The sequence below is a fragment of the Streptomyces tuirus genome (assembly GCF_014701095.1).
In the GTDB taxonomy this organism is placed as follows: domain Bacteria; phylum Actinomycetota; class Actinomycetes; order Streptomycetales; family Streptomycetaceae; genus Streptomyces; species Streptomyces tuirus.
Map to the genome: position 1 here is coordinate 2,898,025 of NZ_AP023439.1, position 17,767 is coordinate 2,915,791.

13 protein-coding genes are annotated in these 17,767 nt (G+C 71.7%); 4 read left to right on the top strand and 9 right to left on the bottom strand.

Translation table 11 applies throughout. The features are described from left to right. Nucleotides 1-48: 48 nt before the first annotated feature. Complete coding sequence (locus tag IGS69_RS13265; RefSeq protein ID WP_190899432.1) at nt 49-552, bottom strand: DUF6912 family protein; 504 nt, start codon at nt 550-552, stop codon at nt 49-51. 1,142 nt (nt 553-1,694) lie between these two features. Between IGS69_RS13265 and IGS69_RS35200 the strand changes: the two genes are divergently transcribed. Beyond that, entirely contained in the window at nt 1,695-2,015 is a 321-nt protein-coding gene (locus IGS69_RS35200) for an Rv3235 family protein (RefSeq protein ID WP_355807340.1), read from the top strand. A 73-nt stretch (nt 2,016-2,088) separates the two neighbouring features. Here IGS69_RS35200 and secA read toward each other — a convergent pair whose 3' ends face one another. Further along, nucleotides 2,089-4,935 carry a preprotein translocase subunit SecA gene (secA, locus tag IGS69_RS13275; RefSeq protein ID WP_190899442.1) on the bottom strand — a complete coding sequence of 949 codons (2,847 nt, stop codon included), beginning with the start codon at nt 4,933-4,935 and terminating at the stop codon, nt 2,089-2,091. Between the two features lie 280 nt (nt 4,936-5,215). Here secA and IGS69_RS13280 point away from each other — a divergent pair, with 280 nt between their 5' ends. Together IGS69_RS13280 and IGS69_RS13285 are read left to right on the top strand one after the other, a co-directional pair. Further along, nucleotides 5,216-5,782: a GNAT family N-acetyltransferase gene (locus IGS69_RS13280; RefSeq protein ID WP_190899444.1), complete on the top strand. Its 567-nt coding sequence runs from the start codon at nt 5,216-5,218 to the stop codon at nt 5,780-5,782. A 69-nt stretch (nt 5,783-5,851) separates the two neighbouring features. Continuing rightward, nucleotides 5,852-7,024, top strand: a complete 1,173-nt coding sequence (locus IGS69_RS13285; protein ID WP_190899446.1) for a winged helix-turn-helix domain-containing protein — start codon at nt 5,852-5,854, stop codon at nt 7,022-7,024. Between the two features lie 45 nt (nt 7,025-7,069). Here IGS69_RS13285 and IGS69_RS13290 read toward each other — a convergent pair whose 3' ends face one another. The 7 genes from IGS69_RS13290 to mtnA form a co-directional block, all read right to left on the bottom strand. Next, nucleotides 7,070-7,816, bottom strand: coding sequence for a response regulator (locus IGS69_RS13290; RefSeq protein WP_190899448.1), 747 nt, complete (start codon nt 7,814-7,816; stop codon nt 7,070-7,072). A gap of 205 nt (nt 7,817-8,021) precedes the next feature. Continuing rightward, complete coding sequence (gene hpf / locus IGS69_RS13295; protein WP_190899450.1) at nt 8,022-8,717, bottom strand: ribosome hibernation-promoting factor, HPF/YfiA family; 696 nt, start codon at nt 8,715-8,717, stop codon at nt 8,022-8,024. A 311-nt stretch (nt 8,718-9,028) separates the two neighbouring features. Then, the gene (locus tag IGS69_RS13300; protein ID WP_190899452.1) at nt 9,029-9,952 is read right to left on the bottom strand and encodes a ComF family protein; all 924 of its coding nucleotides are present in this window, start codon (nt 9,950-9,952) and stop codon (nt 9,029-9,031) included. Between the two features lie 305 nt (nt 9,953-10,257). Continuing rightward, nucleotides 10,258-12,087, bottom strand: coding sequence for an LpqB family beta-propeller domain-containing protein (locus IGS69_RS13305; RefSeq protein WP_190899454.1), 1,830 nt, complete (start codon nt 12,085-12,087; stop codon nt 10,258-10,260). Then, nucleotides 12,077-14,248, bottom strand: coding sequence for an MtrAB system histidine kinase MtrB (gene mtrB, locus IGS69_RS13310; RefSeq protein ID WP_190899456.1), 2,172 nt, complete (start codon nt 14,246-14,248; stop codon nt 12,077-12,079). The genes IGS69_RS13305 and mtrB overlap by 11 nt, the downstream gene beginning before the upstream one ends. 1 nt (nt 14,249) lies before the next feature. After that, nucleotides 14,250-14,939, bottom strand: a complete 690-nt coding sequence (mtrA, locus tag IGS69_RS13315; protein WP_009188938.1) for a two-component system response regulator MtrA — start codon at nt 14,937-14,939, stop codon at nt 14,250-14,252. A gap of 176 nt (nt 14,940-15,115) precedes the next feature. Further along, nucleotides 15,116-16,264 (bottom strand): S-methyl-5-thioribose-1-phosphate isomerase, encoded by a 1,149-nt coding sequence (gene mtnA / locus IGS69_RS13320; protein ID WP_190899458.1) that lies wholly within the window; start codon nt 16,262-16,264, stop codon nt 15,116-15,118. A gap of 140 nt (nt 16,265-16,404) precedes the next feature. Between mtnA and IGS69_RS13325 the strand changes: the two genes are divergently transcribed. Next, nucleotides 16,405-17,763, top strand: a complete 1,359-nt coding sequence (locus IGS69_RS13325; protein ID WP_190899460.1) for a glycerophosphoryl diester phosphodiesterase membrane domain-containing protein — start codon at nt 16,405-16,407, stop codon at nt 17,761-17,763. The last annotated feature ends 4 nt before the right edge of the window (nt 17,764-17,767 follow it).

Here is a 17,767-nt window from a genome sequence, read left to right on the forward strand (position 1 = left end):
CACTGACAATCAAGAGAACGGCACCTCAACGCGCCCCCCGCGGCCGGTTCAGCCTCCGCGGCCCACCAGGTTCGGGATCTCCTGCGTGGCGAACCACAACAGCTCGTGGTCCTCGGCGGCGTCCACGACGGACTGCGCGTCGCCGTCCCCGCGGTCCGCCGCCGGCAGGGCGTCGGCGGCCGCCGTCACCCCGGCCTGCGCGTCCGCCGCGTCGACGTGCACGGACGCCGCCTTGCCCAGCGGCACCGGCCCCGAGACCCGCACCTCCCCCGGCTCCGCCGGGTCGTGGTCCGCGCTCGCGGCCCGGTCGGGCACGTCGACGGCGATCACGATCCGGCGCCGCGGGGCCTCGGGCTCGGCCGCCAGCAGGCGCAGCGAGGCCAGTGCGGCCCGGCCGAGCGCCGCGTACTCCAGTTCCTCGATGTCGTCGGAGGCGTACCACTCGCGCAGCCCGGGCGTCACGGCGTAGGCGGCGAACGCTCCGGCTCCCAGCTCACCCGTCTTGTACGCCTCGGCGAGACCGGGGAGGGTCAGGGGCACGTAGACACGCATGGCTGGCCGCTTTCGTGATCGTGGTCGTTGGTCGTGGTCGGAGGGGATCCGGAGGGCTCCGTGGCGCTCCCGGAGGGCCTTCAGGATACGTGCGGGGCGTCCCCTTTCGAGTCCCGCCCCGGGACGCCGGACGCGTCCACCCCGGGCTCGGAATTCACCCGCCGCACCCCCACGGACTCGGGCTCCACGCCCCCGACATCACCCGGATAGGTGAACATTCCGGCGCCCTCGACCCGGGACCCGCCTTCCTTGCCGCAGCCCCCGTCGGCCCCGTACAAGATCACCGACCCGAAGTTACTCCCCGGTATGTACCGGGCCCACGAAACGGGGACCCCATGCACAAGGTCATGACCAGGACCCAACACCGCCCGCCGACCCACTCCCCTACGTCCGACCCCCGCGGCAGCACGCCCGCCCCCGGCGGCACAGCACCCCACGAATCCGCGAGCACCGCACCCCGCCGACCTGCCAGCACCGACCCCCTCACCACCACGCCCACCACACCCGCCACTCACGGCAGCACAGCACCCCGCACCACCTCGCCCGCCCCCGGCGGCACAGCACCCTGCGGATCCGCGAGCACCGCACCCCGCATCCCCGCCGACACCACCGCCCCGCGCCCTCCGGCGAACACCGCACCCCGCCGACCTGCGAGCACCGACCCCCACACCTCCGAGCCCACCACACCCGCCGCTCACGGCAGCACCACCCCCGCCGCCCCGGCCCACACCGCCCCACACACCCCCTCGAACACCCCGCCCGGCGCGCCCGGCACGCCCGGCACGCCCGTGAGCGCTACAGCCCTCGCCGGCGCCCTCGGTGGACCCGGATCCGCGCCGCCCGCCCCCGCCGCTGCCGCGCCCCCGCGTTCCCCCGGCAGCGGGCACTCGCGGCGTGCGGCTGCGGGCGGTCGTCCACCGGCCTCCGCTCGCGCCAGGGCCTCCCGGACCCGCCCGGCGGACACCCGCCCATCCACCCCCGCCCCGACCCGCACAGCCCCCCGCAGGGCCACGGAGACGCCTGTCACCCGGGCGCCGCGCGGGGACGCCGCTGCCCCGGCCTCCACCTCCCCCGAAGCCGCCCCGCGCGTCCCCGCGCAATGGTCCCGGCCCGCGGCGATCCCCCAGCCCCTGCCCACCGATGTGTTCGCCGACCTCCTCGTCGCCGTTCTGAGCGGCCACCGCCCCGTCCACTCGATGCTCCGGCACACCCGCGGCCGGGCCTACGACGAACTGGCATGGCTGGCGGAACGCGGCCCCTTGCGCACCCGCGGCGCCCGCCCCGTCGTACGCGACATCGGCTACTTCGAACCCCGCCCCGGCGCCATCGAGGCCTTCGCACGCGTCGGCGCCGGCGACCGGCTGCGTGCCATGGCCTTCCGCCTGGAACTCGGCCAGGACCTGCGCTGGCGCTGCACGGCGGTGGAACTCGGCCCCCGCCCGCCCCGCCCGGAGTCCGACTGAGGCGCACAAAACCGAGGGGCCGGACACCCTCAGGTGTCCGGCCCCTCAAGCCACTACGGCGCCTCGGCGACCGTCACTTCTTGCGACGGCCCCGGGCCCGCGACTGCTTGCGCCGCTCCGCACGCGTCAGGCCGTCGGCCTCGGAGCGCACCGGCTCACCGTCCTCGGTGAAGTCGCCCTCGATGGTGCCGCCCTCGCCGTCGACCGTCGGCGCGGAGAAGTGCAGGTTGCGCCGCTGCGGGGCGTCGAGCCCCTTGGCGCGGATCTCCGGCCGGGAGCCCGCCTGCGCCGGCACCGCGTCCTGCTTCTCGAGGTCGGCCACCGGCTTGGTGTCCTCGACCGGGACCTCCTCGACCTGCTGCTCGACCTGGACCTCCAGGTTGAACAGGTAGCCGACGGACTCCTCCTTGATGCCCTCCATCATGGCGGTGAACATGTCGAAGCCCTCGCGCTGGTACTCGACCAGCGGGTCCTTCTGCGCCATGGCGCGCAGGCCGATGCCCTCCTGGAGGTAGTCCATCTCGTAGAGGTGCTCGCGCCACTTGCGGTCCAGGACCGACAGCACGACCCGGCGCTCCAGCTCACGCATGATCTCGGAGCCGAGCTGCGCCTCACGCGCCTGGTACTGGTCGTGGATGTCGTCCTTGATGGAGTCACCGATGAACTCGGCGGTCAGCCCGGCCCGGTCGCCGGCCGCCTCCTCCAGCTCCTCGATCGAGACGTTGCACGGGTAGAGCTGCTTGAAGGCGCCCCACAGCCGGTCGAGGTCCCAGTCCTCGGGGAAGCCCTCGGCGGTCTCGGCCTGGACGTAGGCGTCGATGGTGTCGTCCATGAAGTGCTGCACCTGCTCGTGCAGGTCCTCGCCCTCCAGGACGCGGCGCCGCTCGCCGTAGATGACCTCGCGCTGGCGGTTGAGGACCTCGTCGTACTTCAGGACGTTCTTACGCGTCTCGAAGTTCTGCTGCTCGACCTGCGACTGGGCGGAGGCGATCGCGCGCGTGACCATCTTGTTCTCGATCGGCACGTCGTCCGGGACGTTCGCCATCGACATGACGCGCTCGACCATCTGGGCCTTGAACAGCCGCATCAGGTCGTCGCCGAGGGAGAGGTAGAAGCGGGACTCGCCCGGGTCGCCCTGCCGGCCGGAACGACCGCGCAGCTGGTTGTCGATGCGCCGCGACTCGTGCCGCTCGGTGCCGAGCACGTAGAGCCCGCCGAGCTTCTCGACCTCGTCCTTCTCGTTCTGGACGGCCTTCTCGGCCCGCTGGAGCGCCTCGGGCAGAGCGTGCGCCCACTCCTCGATGTGCTCCTCGGGGTCGAGGCCGCGCTGGCGCAGCTCCGCCTCGGCGAGGTCCTCGGGGTTGCCGCCGAGCTTGATGTCCGTACCACGGCCGGCCATGTTGGTCGCCACGGTGACGGCGCCCTTGCGGCCGGCCTGGGCGACGATCGTCGCCTCCCGGTCGTGCTGCTTGGCGTTGAGCACCTCGTGCTGGATGCCGCGCTTGCTGAGCTGCTGCGAGAGGTACTCGGACTTCTCGACGGAGGTCGTGCCGACGAGGATCGGCTGGCCCTTGCGGTGCTTCTCCTCGATGTCGTCGACGACCGCCTCGAACTTGGCGACCTCGGTCCGGTAGATCAGGTCCGACTGGTCCTTGCGGACCATCGGCCGGTTCGTCGGGATGGGCACCACGCCGAGCTTGTAGATCTGGTGGAACTCCGCGGCCTCGGTCATGGCCGTACCGGTCATGCCTGACAGGCCGGGCTGTTCCTTGCCCTCGTGGTCGTGGCGCTTGTAGAGGCGGAAGAAGTTCTGGAGGGTGATCGTGGCGAGCGTCTGGTTCTCGTCCTTGATCGGCACCGCTTCCTTGGCCTCGATCGCCTGGTGCATGCCCTCGTTGTAGCGGCGGCCCGCGAGGATACGTCCGGTGTGCTCGTCGACGATCATGACCTCGTCGTCGATGATGACGTAGTCCTTGTCCTTCTTGAAGAGCTCCTTGGCCTTGATGGCGTTGTTCAGGTAGCCCACCAGAGGGGTGTTCACCGACTCGTAGAGGTTGTCGATGCCCAGCCAGTCCTCGACCTTGGCGACACCGGACTCGTGGATGGCGACCGTGCGCTTCTTCTCGTCGACGTCGTAGTCGCCGGTCTCCTCGAGACCCTTGAGCGGCTGGCCGGCCTCTCCGCGCTTGAGGCGCTTGACCAGCTTGGCGAAGTCCCCGTACCACTTGGTGGCCTGGTCGGCCGGGCCGGAGATGATCAGCGGCGTACGGGCCTCGTCGATGAGGATGGAGTCGACCTCGTCGACGATGGCGAAGTTGTGGCCGCGCTGGACGAGCTCGTCCTGGGACCACGCCATGTTGTCGCGCAGGTAGTCGAAGCCGAACTCGTTGTTCGTGCCGTACGTGATGTCGCAGGCGTACTGCTCGCGGCGCTGAGCCGGCGTCATGTTGGCGAGGATGCAGCCGACCTCGAGGCCCAGGAACCGGTGGACGCGGCCCATCATCTCGGAGTCGCGCTCGGCCAGGTAGTCGTTGACCGTGATGATGTGGACGCCCTTGCCGGACAGGGCGTTCAGATACGCCGGCAGGGTGCCGACGAGGGTCTTGCCCTCACCGGTCTTCATCTCGGCCACGTAGCCCATGTGCAGGGCCGCGCCACCCATCATCTGCACGTCGTAGTGACGCTGGCCGAGGACGCGCTTGGCGGCCTCGCGGACGGTGGCGAACGCCTCGGGCAGCAGGTCGTCCAGGGTCTCGCCGTCGGCGTAGCGCTGCTTGTACTCATCGGTGAGGGCGCGCAGCTCGGCGTCGGAGAGGTCGACGAAGTCCTCTTCGATGGAGTTGACCTGGTCCGCGATGCGGTGCAGCTTGCGCAGGATCTTGCCTTCGCCTGCACGCATGAGCTTCGAGAGGACGGACACGGGGGTTGGTCTCCTTGCCGGTCGGGCCTGGGACGGTCGGTTACCACTTGACTTACTGAGCAACGGCCATCGTATGCGAGGACCCCACCGCGCCGGGAGGGCCTGCCGTGACGGCGACCGTCCGCTGCTTCCATTCTGATTCACGTCTGCTTCACAGGGGACAACGTGCGGCCCCCTCGGATAGTGCCGCACCCCTCCACCGAATTGCACAACGCGTGACCACCCCTTCACCGACGGCAAACACCTGGCCTCGCGACCGGTCTCCGAGCAGAATCGGTCGATGGACCCCGTCACCCTCGCCACGGACCGCCTCCTGCTGCGCACGGTCGGCTCCCCGGAGACCGACGCGGTGTACGACGCCTGCCAGGACCCCGACGTCCAGCGCTGGACCACGATCCCCTCGCCCTACCTGCGCGAGCACGCCCGCAGCTTCACGGAACAGCTGGTCCCGGACGGCTGGGCGGACGGCTCCATGTTCACCTTCGGCGTCTTCCTGCACTCCGGGGAACTGGCGGGCATGCTCGGCATCACCATGCGTGCCCTGGGCATGGGCGAGATCGGCTTCTGGGCCGTGAAGGAGCACCGCGCCAACGGCTACGTCACCGAGGCCGCCCTCGCCGCCTGCCGCTGGTCCTTCACCCACGCGGCTCTCGACCGCGTCGAATGGCGTGCGGAGGTGGGCAACCGTGCCTCCCGCGCGGTGGCGGAACGCGCGGGCTTCACGATCGAGGGCACCCTGCGCTCCGCTATGAACAACAAGGGAGTACGCCGGGACATCTGGGTGGGCTCCCTGCTCCCCTCGGACTTGGGCCTCCCCTCGACGGCGCCGTACCTGCCGGCGCGCTGACCATCCTGGCCGTCCGAGCAGATCCGCAGGTCACACCCCGTTGTCAGTCCCACGGCCTACTCTGCGCCCATGACCACCCCGCGCACCGTCGCAGACCTCTCCGCCGACGAGGCCCGCAGAATCGCGCTCCGCGCCCAAGGCTTCCTCGGCGCGCCGGACCGCCGCTCCGGCGTCCGCGGCGTCCTCCGCCACCTGGGGGCGATACAGCTCGACACCATCTCGGTCCTGGCCCGCTCCCACGAGCTCGTGCCGTACGCCAGGCTGGGGGCGGTGGGCCGCAAGACGGTCGAGGACGCCTACTGGCAGGACACGCACTCCTTCGAGTACTGGTCGCACGCCGCCTGCATCCTCCCCATCGAGGAGTGGCCCCACTTCGCCTTCCGCCGCCGCGCCTATCGCAACCGCCCGCACTGGAACCACGACCTCCCCGACGGCACCTACGACCAGGTCATCAAGCAGCTCCGCTCCGAAGGCCCCCTCACCGCGACGGAGTTGGGCGGCGCGAAGAGGACGAGCGACTGGTGGGACTGGTCCGGCTCCAAGGTCGCCGTCGAACGCGCCCTGATGTACGGCGAGGTGGTCTGCGTGGAGCGCCGCGGCTGGAAGCGCCTCTACGACCTCGCCGAGCGCGCTGTTCCTCAGGAGCTGCTGCACGACGAGCTCGACGACACCGAGTGCCTGCGCCGTCTGGTCCGCCTGGCGGGCCGTTCCCTCGGGGTCGGCACCCGTGCGGACATCGCCGACTACCACCGGCTCAAGGGCGAGCAGGTCGACGCGGTGATCGCGGAATCGGGGCTGGTCCCGGTCTCGGTCGAGGGCTGGGGCAAGCCGGCCTGGGCGGACCCCGAGGCCCTACAGGCGCCGCCGCGCGGCCGCCACCGCACCACGCTCCTGTCGCCTTTCGACTCCCTGATCTGGGAGCGGGCGCGTACGGAGCGGATCTTCGGCTTCACCCACCGCCTGGAGGCCTACGTCCCCAAACAGAAGCGCGTGTACGGCTACTTCGCGATGCCCGTGCTGGCGGGCGGGCGTCTCGTCGGCCGCGTGGACCCCTCCCGCGAGGGCCGCACGCTGGTGGCCAAGCAGGTGGCGCTCGACGGCGCGAAGGCCGTGCCGGCGGTCGCACAGGCCCTGGCGGAGGCGGCGACCTGGGTGGACTGCACGAACGTCCGCGTGGAGCGGGTCGACGCACCTGAGTTGCGCGAGCCCCTGGCGAAGGAACTCACCCGTCTCCTCGGCTGAGACCGGGACCCCGGCCGGGGCCGGTCTCCAGGCGAGACCGGTCCCCTAACGGATCTCGAGGATCTTCTCCCGCATCGCGTACACCACCGCTTCCATCCTGGAGTGCAGCTGCAGCTTCTCCAGGATGTTGCGGACGTGGTTCTTCACGGTGTTCTCGGAGATGAACAACTCCTTGGCGATGTCACGGTTGTTCATTCCCGTCGCGACCAGCTTCAGGACTTCCAGTTCGCGGTCGGTCAGGCGCGGCGCGGGCACCAGCCGGCGTTCGTCCGTGCGCTGGATCATCGACTTGAACTCCGTGAGGAGTTTCGACGCCATGGAAGGGCTGATCTGCGACTGCCCGTCGGCCACCGCGCGAATGGCCGTGGCCACCTCGTCCGTGGAGATCTCCTTGAGGAGATAACCGGTCGCACCCGCCTTGATGGCGTCGTAGAGATCGGCTTCCTCGTCGCTGATCGTCAGCATGATGATCTTGGCGCTGGGTGCCACCTCCTTGATGGAGGTGCACGCCTCGATCCCGCCGCGCTTGGGCATCCGTACGTCCATCAGGACGATGTCGGGCAGCAGGTCGGCGGCCTTCTCGACGGCCTCGGCGCCATCGCCCGCCTCCCCGATGACCTGGATGTCCTCCTCGGCTGCGAGCACGATCTCCAGGCCACGGCGGAACAGGGCGTGGTCGTCCACCACGAGAACTCTGATCGGTTCCTTGCGTGGAGTCCCCGAGTCCGGGCCCATGCCGACGACGCCGTCGTCGGCATCCCCGTCACGCATCGGTCCGAAGCTGTCCGCCATCGTTCCTCCCCCTGAAGGCTGTGGCCTGAGGTCCTGAGCCATCGCCAACCCAGAGCAACGACCCACCGGTTGGGCCGTGGCCACCATGATTTCATGCCCGGACGGCCCCGGGGTGCCGGAGCGGGGCGCGAAGTGGTCGCACGGGGGTGCCCCTGGGGGCGCACACGCGCTCCAGGGGCACCTGTTCCGCTGTCACCCGGCATGGTCAGCCGCCGAGCGCACCGCCCGCGTCCGGGGAGTGCGCCTGGGTGACCATCGTGTCCGTGCTGAGGTGGATCACACCGTAGTCGTAGGCATGCCGTCGGTAGACGACACTCGGTTCCTTGGTCTCGGAGTCGACGAACAGGTAGAAGTCGTGCCCGACCAGCTCCATCTCGTAGAGAGCCTGGTCGAGGGTCATGGGCGCTGCGACGTGGGTCTTCTCGCGGACGACGATGGGGCCGTCACCCTGCACCTCCAGCGAGCCGATCTTCTTCGTGGGTACGGCCTCGGGCCCCTCGTCGGGAGCCGGCACGAGTCCGTTTCCGTTGAGCGTCGCCACGCCCGGGACGTGGTCGGCGACCTCGGCGGCAGGGATCCGGCGCGCACCACGGCGCGAGTACCGCTTGTCGTGCTGCCTGCGCAGCCGGGCTTCCAGCTTTTCCGCCGCCAGGTCGAGCGCCGCGTATGGATCGCTCGCCGCTGCCTCCGCCCGGATCACCGGACCGCGGGAGCGGAGCGTGATCTCCACTCGGTCGCAACGGTCGGCCTGCCGGGGGTTGGGCTCCTTGGACACCTCGACGTCGAGGCTGATCACCTTGCCATCGAGCTTCTGGATCTTCTCCAGCTTCAGCTTCTCGGCCACGTGCTTCCGGAACCGCTCGGGCACCTCGGTCTTGCGGCCCTTGACGACGATGTCCACGCAGAACTCCGTTCCCGGATCACTCCGCTTCGGTGCGGAGCGTCTCCCTTTTGCACCAGGCTCCGGCGAGTCCCGGAACCTCGGACTCGGTGACTTCCACCTCCTCCCCCGTGAGCGAGATCTCCACTCCACCGTTGCGAGTGATGATGAAAAACCCGCAGCACGGCATTCGGATTTGAGAGGTGTGGCCTGCGGCTTTCCCTCTCAACCGAACATATCTCGCCCGGACGGATGTCGTCACCCTCTACTGCGGCGTACCTCCGTTCAGGTGAATAGGTCCTCTCGTTACCTGCAACGACACAAGATCTCAGTCAGTTCCGGTTTATTTCGAAAGAGTCCGGTGATGCCGCGACTACTGCCGCGCACACCACGTCAATGACTCCGCCGGCGTCACCCGCGCCCGCGTTTTCCTGTCGGGCGGGCCGCCGGCCCGTCCTCTCCCGCCTTGATCCGACGTTCTGTTCCTCTCTGCTTTCCCAGGTCTCTCCCCCGTACACGGCCGAAGTCCACTCAGCGTTCGGAATCGGCCCCGGCGCCCCGGTGAGGACCCCGGGCGCGGACGAGACCGCCCGCACGGCTCGCGCGGCCTCCGCCAGGGAGGCACCCGTGGTCAGCACGTCGTCGACGAGGACGACCAGGCCCCCGGAGAGCAACCGCGCCCCTGCGGGAGCCACCTCCAGAGCGCCCGCGAGATTGTCCAGCCGCTGCCGGGAGTTGAGCCCCGACTGGTCGGCCACGGCCCGCCGCTGCCGCAGCACGCCGACCACCCGCGCCGGAAGTCCCCTCCGCCGCAGTTCACCCGCCGCCGCCAGCGCGATCCGCCGCGCCGGATCATGCCCCCGGGCCCGCACGGAGCGCCGCCCGGACGGCACTGGCACGAGCAGCACGGGAGCCCTGCCGCCCCGGGGCCACGCCGCCCCGGCCCCCGCCGGAGCCGAGGCACGCCGGAGCCCCGCCCGCACGGCTCCCGCCAGTGCCACCCCGAGCGGTCCGGCGAGCGCCAGGGCACCGCGCTCCTTGTGGGCCAGCAACGTCGCCCGGACCTCGTCCGCGTACCGGGCGGCCGCGTGCACCACGGGCAGCCCGGGCGGCTCAGGCGCCGGCCGCACCCGGTGCACCGCCGCTCCGCACAGCACCGCACGGCACCGCGCGCACAGCACCGTACGAGGTACTCCGCAGCCTCCGCACTCGCCCGGCAGCACCAGGTCGGTGAGGTCCTGCCACCACCCCCGCATGACGTCCACTGTGCCGACCCGGGCCCGACCCCGCCACCCCTGTGGACAACGGCCTGTGGACAACCCAGCGCCTCGCCACCAGCGCGTCCCCCACACGAGTGACCCTGCGGGAGCGACCCCCGCGGCAGACACGGGCAGCGGCGGGAGCCGGCCCCGGGCCGCTGGCCCGCACACCCCCAGGAACGCCAAGGGCCGCCGGCCCCTCCCCCCCGGGAACGAAAAGGGCCGCCCCTCCCGAGTCGACCTCGGCAGGAGCGGCCACCCACCCCAGCACCCCGGCACACTGCCACCGGAGCGCTCACACCTCACCCCGGATAGACCGGCGCCGTCCCCTCCGTCACCTTCTGCCACTGCTCGCCCGACGGCAGCCGGACGATGCCGTCCACCGAGTACGCCACCAGCGGCAACTGGTCGTCCTCGGCGGCCGTGACCTCCTTGACGCCCGTCAGGGCCGCGGGCGCCGGCACGTCCGGCGTGGAACCGTCGACCTGGACGTACCGCATCTGCTCGACGCCGCCATGCTCGCGCCCGACCACCACGAGCCGGCTGTCCCCGGCCCACGACATGGTGGTGACCTGCTCCAACTCCGGCGTCGCGGAGCGAAGTTCGACCACGCTGACGGCCGGCTTCCCACCTGGTTTGCCGTCCCGCTCGATCAGCCCGATGAGCAGGGTCTTCTTGCCGCCCTTCTCCACGACGAGCGCGATGCGCACCCCGTCGGCGGCCACCCGCACCGACTGGATCCGTCCGTCCAGGTGCGGCATCCGCACCTCCACCGGATCCCCCTTGCCCTCCTCGAAGAGGAGCAGGCGCGGATGGTCGGGGTCGCGGTCGGCCACCCACAAGTTGTCGTCCGCGTCCCAGCTGGGGGTCGTCAGCCGGTCCTTCTCGGCGCCGCCCCGGCTGCGCAGCAGCGGCTCGCCCAGCGAACCGCCCGAGACCAGCGACCCCACGTACAGCGACCTGCCGTCGAGGCTGACGCCGGCCGCGGTGTGCTCGTCGCGCGAGACCGCCGCCGACCGCAGTGCCGTGTCGCCCTCGCCGAGCGCCCCCGGCGCCGCGTCCGGGTCGGTGCCGCTGTTGCCCGTGGGGATCCGCACGAGCCGGTGCTCGCCGTCCACGAAGTACAGGTAGTCGGGGTGCCGCGCCGAGCTCCGGGAGGCCGCCGCGTCGGCCGCCCCGCGCGTGAGCGAGCACAGCTCCGACCCGCCGGCGCGCAGCCCGACCTCGTCCACGGCGGGGCTGAGGTTGCGCAGCGTGAACAGGATCTGGGCGGCCATCTCCTGGCAGCGGTTGGTGCCGACACCCGCCGCCTTGTGGTTGAGCGGGATCGTCAGCTTGTTCCGGTCGTCGGGCGTCAGCGCGCCGGCGTCCTTCGCCAGCGCTGTACCGGTCGGGAAGCTGGACCTGACCACGGGCCCGAGCCATCGCGTGGGCCCGTTGAGCAGGGAGTTCACCATCTGCGTCATGGGATCCACGCGCCGGCGCACGTAGACGGGGTCGGCGACCGCCGTGGGCTGGGACTTCGACCCGGCCTCGTCGGTGTTCGAGGCGAAGTAGTACTTGCTGACGGACATGTAGTTGCGCAGGAAGTCCGACTCGCCGATGACGACCCCCTGCGGCAGCGCGTCGATCCGCCACTGCCGCTTGCCGTCCTGCGTCAGGTGCACGCTCCTGCCGTACTCCCCGGTCGCCGGCGCGTAGGCGTGCTGCGCGTCGACGGTGGCGACCTTGGTGCCGGTCAGCATGTACGACATCTCGCCGGTGTCCTCCCCGCCGCCGCCCGCCTCGGGTTTGGCGCCGGGTCCGTCGGTCAGCACCGTGGCGGACGCCTCGGGCCGCCAGGCCTTCGCGGCTTCGCGGGTCAGGTACTGGCGGGCGGTCTTGTAGTGCGGGTCGTCGCTGGTGAGCGCCTCCAGGAAGCCCTGCACGATCTCCGACGGCGGCGCGTCCTCCCCCGGCGGCACGGCGAAGACCCGCACCTGGGTCTCCTGGCGCGGGGTGGACTCCACGCCCCGCAGATCCCCGCTGTCCGGCATCGAGGCGCACCCCGCCAGCACCAGGACGCCACCGGCGGCGTACGCCATCACGCGCGCGTGCCTGCGCCGGCCGCGCCCCTCGCGGTCAGCGCCCACGAGATGCCTCCCCTTGCCTGTCCACGTCCCCCGGCTCGCTCTCCCGGCCGCTGCCCTCGCCCCGCGGCCCGTTCACCGCCGGACCCCGTGCGGTCCGGCCACCGTCGTCCTCGTCGCGACCGGGCCCCTCCTGGCCACCCGCGGTCCCGCGGGTGCCGGACTGCTCGTCCTCCGCCGGCGCGTCCGGCCGCCGTGTGCCGGAGGCGGGCCTGGGCACCACACGCGAACCGTTGCCGGGCAGCGCCGTCGGGTCCGCGGTGGGGGCGACACGCGGCGGTATCGGGTCCCGCTTCGCCCCCTGGGGCACCTGCCCGCTCACCGGCTGCGCCGGCACGGTCGCCCGCTTCTCGCCGTCCCCGCCGCCGCGCGGCAGCCCGGCGTCGTCGAGACCCCGGTTCCGCCGCGAGTCCTTGGGCTCCAGAGGTATCGGGGAGCCCCGCAACGGCTCGTCGGCGGTCCTGGGCAGCGTCAGCCGGAACTGGGAGCCACCGCCCGGCTCGCCCCACGCCTGCAGCCAGCCGCCGTGCAGCCGCGCGTCCTCCAGGGCGATGGACAGCCCCAGACCCGTACCACCCGTGGTACGCGCCCGTGCCGGATCGGCCCGCCAGAAGCGGCTGAACACACGGGTCGCCTCGCCCGGCTTGAGCCCGACCCCGTAGTCCCGCACCGCCACGGCGACCGCACCACCCGCCGCCGCGAGCTTGACGACGACGTCCTTGCCCTCGCCGTGCTCGACGGCGTTGACGACGAGGTTGCGCAGCACGCGCTCCACACGCCGGGCGTCGGCCTCGGCGACCACGGGCTGCTGATCGCCCAGGATCCGGATCTGCGTGCCCTTGCGCTCCGCGAGCGGCTCGGCCCCGCTGACCACCCGCCGTACGACGTCCCTGAGGTCTATCGGCTCCGCCTCCAGCGCGGCGGCACCGGCGTCGAACCGGCTGATCTCCAGCAGGTCCGCGAGCAGCGACTCGAACCGGTCCAGCTGATCGGCGAGCAGCTCCGCCGAGCGCGCGGTCACCGGGTCGAAGTCCACCCGCGCCTCGTGGATGACGTCCGCGGCCATCCGTACGGTCGTCAGCGGCGTACGCAGCTCGTGCGACACGTCCGACACGAAGCGGCGCTGCATCCGCGACAGGTCCTCCAGCTGGCTGATCTTCAGCTGAAGGTTCTGCGCCATCTTGTTGAAGGCCTCACCGAGCCGCGCGATGTCGTCCTCACCGGTGACCTTCATACGTTCCTGAAGCCGCCCGGCCGACAGCCGCTCCGCGATGCCCGCCGCCATCCGCACCGGCGTCACGACCTGCCGCACGACGAGCCAGGCGATGGCACCGAGCAGGACCACGACGAACAGCCCGGCCGTCGCCAGCGTGCCCTTGACCAGGCTCAGCGACTTCTCCTCCTGGGTCAGCGGGAAGAGGTAGTAGAGCTGGTACGGGGCGCCGTTGGGGTCGTTGACCTGCTTGCCGATGACCAGGCCCGGCTGGGAGTCCTTGGTCGGGTTGTTGTACGTGATGCGGGTGTAGCTCTGCGCGGCCGTCGTACTGCTGCCGATCCGCTCGCGCAGGTCGGCGGGGACGCTCCTGCTCCAGTCCACCTCGCCGGAGGCCCGCTGCCCACGGCCGCCCGCGGCGTCGGCGTCGGACGCCGGCATCGTCACCACGTCGAAGGCGCCCTGGCCGCCGCTGGACAGCGAGGAGACCAGGTCGCTCATCCACGGCGTGACGTTCTGCGTGGGACGCCCGTCCGACGTGGCGACCTCGTCGCCGGCGCCGCTCGCCGCCTCGTCGGCCCGCTGCTTGGCCACCGCGAAACCGCCCGTGGCCTGGCTCTGGGACGCCTTCACCTTGGCGTCCAGCAGGCCGTTGCGCACCTGCCCGATGACGACGAAGCCCAGCAGCAGCACCACGCCCAGCGACATCAGCAGCGTCGTGACGACGACCTTCAGCTGGATGTTGCGCCGCCACAGCCGCATCACGGGCAGCAGCGGCCGGCGCACCCACCGCATGAACAGGCGGATGACCGGGCTGCCCTGGACCCCGCCCTGGAGCAGCCCGCTCTCCAGGAACCGCGCCCAGCGGGAGCCGGGATTCTTCCGCCCGACAGGCCGCTCCGGGCGGGCCCCGGACCGGCCGGGCGCCGAAGCGGCACTGTCGCCGGTCATGTCAGCTCGGCCCTGCCTTGTACCCGACACCACGGACGGTCACCACGATCTCCGGCTTCTCCGGGTCCTTCTCGACCTTGGAGCGCAGCCGCTGCACATGGACGTTGACCAGCCGCGTGTCCGCCGCGTGCCGGTATCCCCACACCTGCTCCAGCAGCACCTCACGCGTGAACACCTGCCACGGCTTGCGCGCGAGCGCGACCAGCAGGTCGAACTCCAGCGGCGTCAGCGCGATCGACTGCCCGTCCCGCTTCACGGAGTGCCCCGCCACGTCGATGACCAGGTCACCGATGGCGAGCTGCTCCGGTGCGGGCTCCTCCGACCTGCGGAGCCGCGCCCGGATCCGGGCCACCAGCTCCTTCGGCTTGAACGGCTTCACGATGTAGTCGTCAGCGCCCGATTCCAGGCCCACGACGACGTCCACCGTGTCGCTCTTCGCGGTCAGCATCACGATCGGCACGCCCGACTCCGCCCTGATCAGACGGCACACCTCGATGCCGTCGCGGCCGGGCAGCATCAGGTCGAGCAGCACCAGATCCGGCTTGGCCTCACGGAACGCGGCCAGCGCCTTGTCACCGTCGGCCACGAACGACGGCTCGAAACCCTCACCACGCAGCACGATACCGAGCATCTCGGCCAGTGCGGTGTCGTCGTCGACGACCAGGACTCGTCCCTTCATAAACGACATCATCCCATTCTCATAACAGTGGCGAAGGCAGTGGTGAGGTAGGTCACCGGCCAGTGACCATAGTCGCAGCAAGCGCTACTGTCTGCCCTCGCCCGCCCCCCGGACGATCTCCGGCAGGACCGCGAGGCGAGGGGTACCGCAGCACGCCCCCGCCCCGCACACCTCCGTCAGCGGCCCGCTCAGCCCGTCGTGACCCCGTGCGACCGCGCACACACCTCGGCGAGCGCCTCAGCGGTCACCGGCGAAACGACGCCCTCCTCCGTCACGATCGCCGTCACGAGCTCTGCCGGAGTCACGTCGAACGCCGGGTTGTACGCCTGCGTCCCCAGCGGCGCCACCGGGATCCCGCCGCCCACCTCCGTACCGACCACCGGCACCTGCGGCGCCGTCACCTCGGTCACCTCGTGCCCGGGCCGCTGCTCCACCTCGATGGACGCCCCGTCCGCCGTGTCCAGATCCACCGTCGTCACCGGCGCCACCACGATGAACGGCACATGGTGGTACCGCGCCAGCACCGCCAGCGGATAGCTCCCGACCTTGTTCGCCACCGAACCGTCCGCCGTGATGCGGTCCGCCCCGATCAGCACCGCGTCCACCTCCCCCGCGGCGAACAGCGACCCCGCCGCGTTGTCGGTGAGCAGCGTGTACGCCATCCCGCTGCGAGCCGCCTCGTACGCCGTCAGGCGGGCGCCCTGCAGCAACGGCCGCGTCTCGTCCACCCACAGCCGCCGCAGCCGCCCCGTCCGGTGCGCGGCGAGGGCCACCGCGAACGCCGTGCCCTCCCCGCCCGACACCAGGGAACCGGTGTTGCAGTGGGTGAGGATCCGGTGCCCGCCGCCGGGCAGCAGCTCCTCCAGCAGCGCCAGCCCGTGCTCGGCCATCCGCGCGCTGCCCTCGGCGTCCTCCCGGTGCAGCTGCCGCGCCGCGGCCAGCGCCGCCGCGGCCGCCTGCCGCTCGTCGCCGCCCTTCGCGAGCGCCGCCTCGTGCGCCGACTGCGCCCGGCGCACCCCCACCGCCAGGTTCACCGCGGTCGGCCGGGCGCCCGCCAGCGCCGCCGCCGCCTCGTCCACGTCGAAGCCCCGCGCGGCGGCGAGCGCGACGCCGTACGCCCCCGCGATGCCGAGCAGCGGTGCCCCGCGCACGGCCAGCGAGCGGATCGCCTCCACGAGTGCGGGCGCGTCCGTACAGACCAGTTCGACCTCCTCCGCAGGCAGCCTCGTCTGGTCCAGCAGGACCAGAACGGGGCCTTCCGGTGGCTCTTCCCAGCGGATCGCCCGGATCTCGGTCGGCCGCATGTCATCGCCGCTGTGCGCGTACTGATCAGCCATGCCGTCAGTCTGCCCCCGATCGAGCGGACAATTGAAGGTACGCAGCCCATACCGCGGCCGGTCACTCCACGACCGCCCCATGGCACGATGGCTGCCAACCTGCCGCCGCGCCCGCGGACGGGCACCGTGAAGGAGCGACGATGAACGACACTCCGGGCTGGGCCTCGCCCGGATCCGCCCCGTCCGACGGCCAGAAGCCGGACCAGTCCGGCCCCGCCGAGCCCACCGACCGCCCCGCACAGCCCGCGGACCGGCCGGCCCAGCCCGGCCAGGCCCCACAGGGTCCCGGCCCGCAGTGGTCCAAGGAACAGCCGCCACCGGCCCAGTGGTCCGCCCCCAGCGGCCCCTCGGCCCCCGGCCAGGCACCCCCGCCCCCGCCTCCCGGCCCGGGCTGGGGCAACCAGCCCCCCGGCGGTTACGGCCCCGGCGGACACGGCCCCGCAGGCCCCGGCGGCTACGGCGCCCCCGGGCGCGGCGGCTGGGGAGGCGGCTGGGGCGGTCCCCCGCCCGCCGCCAAGCCCGGCGTCATCCCGCTCCGCCCGCTCGGCGTGGGCGAGATCCTCGACGGCGCCGTCTCCACCATGCGCACGTACTGGCGCACGGTCCTGGGCATCTCGCTGACCGTCGCCGTCCTCACCGAGGTCATCGTCGTCCTGTTCCAGGGCCTCGTCCTGGACGACGCCGGCACCGGCGCCCTCAACGACCCCAGCGCCACCCTCAGCGAGCTGAGCCGCGCCATGGGCGACGCCCTGCTCAACTCCTCCGTCGTCCTCGTGATCTCGCTGGTCGGCACCGTCATCGCGACCGCGCTGCTCACGACCGTCACCAGCCGCGCCGTGCTCGGCAAGCCGGTGACCATCGGCGAGGCCTGGCGGGACGCCCGCCCTCAGGTCCTCAAACTGTTCGGCCTCATCTGCGTGCTGCTGCTCATCACCGTCGGCGTCGTCACCGTGGGGGCCCTGCCCGGCCTCCTCGTCACCATCGCCGGGAGCAGCGGCCCAGGTATCGCCCTCACCGTCCTCGGCATCATCGGCGCCGGCATCGTCGCCCTGTGGCTGGCGATCCGCTTCTCCCTCGCCTCTCCCGCCCTCATGCTGGAGAAGCAGGGCATCAAGAAGGCCATGGGCCGCTCCGCCAAGCTGGTCCAGGGCACCTGGTGGCGGATCTTCGGCATCCAGATGCTCGCCACGCTCATCGCGAACGTCGTCGCCTCGATCATCGTCATCCCGTTCACCCTCCTCGCCGCGGCCCTCAGCGGCGACGGCCTCACCGGCTGGCTCAACACCGGTGCCGGCAGCCTCGGCTGGACGTTCCTCATCATCAGCGGCATCGGCGCGGTGATCGGCTCCATGATCACGTTCCCGATCACGGCCGGCGTCACCGTGCTCCTCTACATCGACCAGCGCATCCGCCGCGAGGCCCTCGACCTCGAACTGGCCCGCGCCGCCGGTGTCCAGGGCTACGGCTCCACCGCCCCCGGCACCACCCCGGGGAGCTGATGCG

What these genes read in the sequence shown, in the direction of transcription:
- IGS69_RS13265 (WP_190899432.1), bottom strand. Translation starts at nt 552, where the DNA reads ATGCGTGTCTACGTGCCCCTGACCCTCCCCGGTCTCGCCGAGGCGTAC.
- IGS69_RS13280 (WP_190899444.1), top strand. Translation starts at nt 5,216, where the DNA reads ATGGACCCCGTCACCCTCGCCACGGACCGCCTCCTGCTGCGCACGGTC.
- IGS69_RS13285 (WP_190899446.1), top strand. Translation starts at nt 5,852, where the DNA reads ATGACCACCCCGCGCACCGTCGCAGACCTCTCCGCCGACGAGGCCCGC.
- IGS69_RS13290 (WP_190899448.1), bottom strand. Translation starts at nt 7,816, where the DNA reads ATGGCGGACAGCTTCGGACCGATGCGTGACGGGGATGCCGACGACGGC.
- IGS69_RS13300 (WP_190899452.1), bottom strand. Translation starts at nt 9,952, where the DNA reads ATGCGGGGGTGGTGGCAGGACCTCACCGACCTGGTGCTGCCGGGCGAG.
- mtrB (WP_190899456.1), bottom strand. Translation starts at nt 14,248, where the DNA reads ATGACCGGCGACAGTGCCGCTTCGGCGCCCGGCCGGTCCGGGGCCCGC.
- mtrA (WP_009188938.1), bottom strand. Translation starts at nt 14,939, where the DNA reads ATGATGTCGTTTATGAAGGGACGAGTCCTGGTCGTCGACGACGACACC.
- mtnA (WP_190899458.1), bottom strand. Translation starts at nt 16,264, where the DNA reads ATGGCTGATCAGTACGCGCACAGCGGCGATGACATGCGGCCGACCGAG.
- IGS69_RS13325 (WP_190899460.1), top strand. Translation starts at nt 16,405, where the DNA reads ATGAACGACACTCCGGGCTGGGCCTCGCCCGGATCCGCCCCGTCCGAC.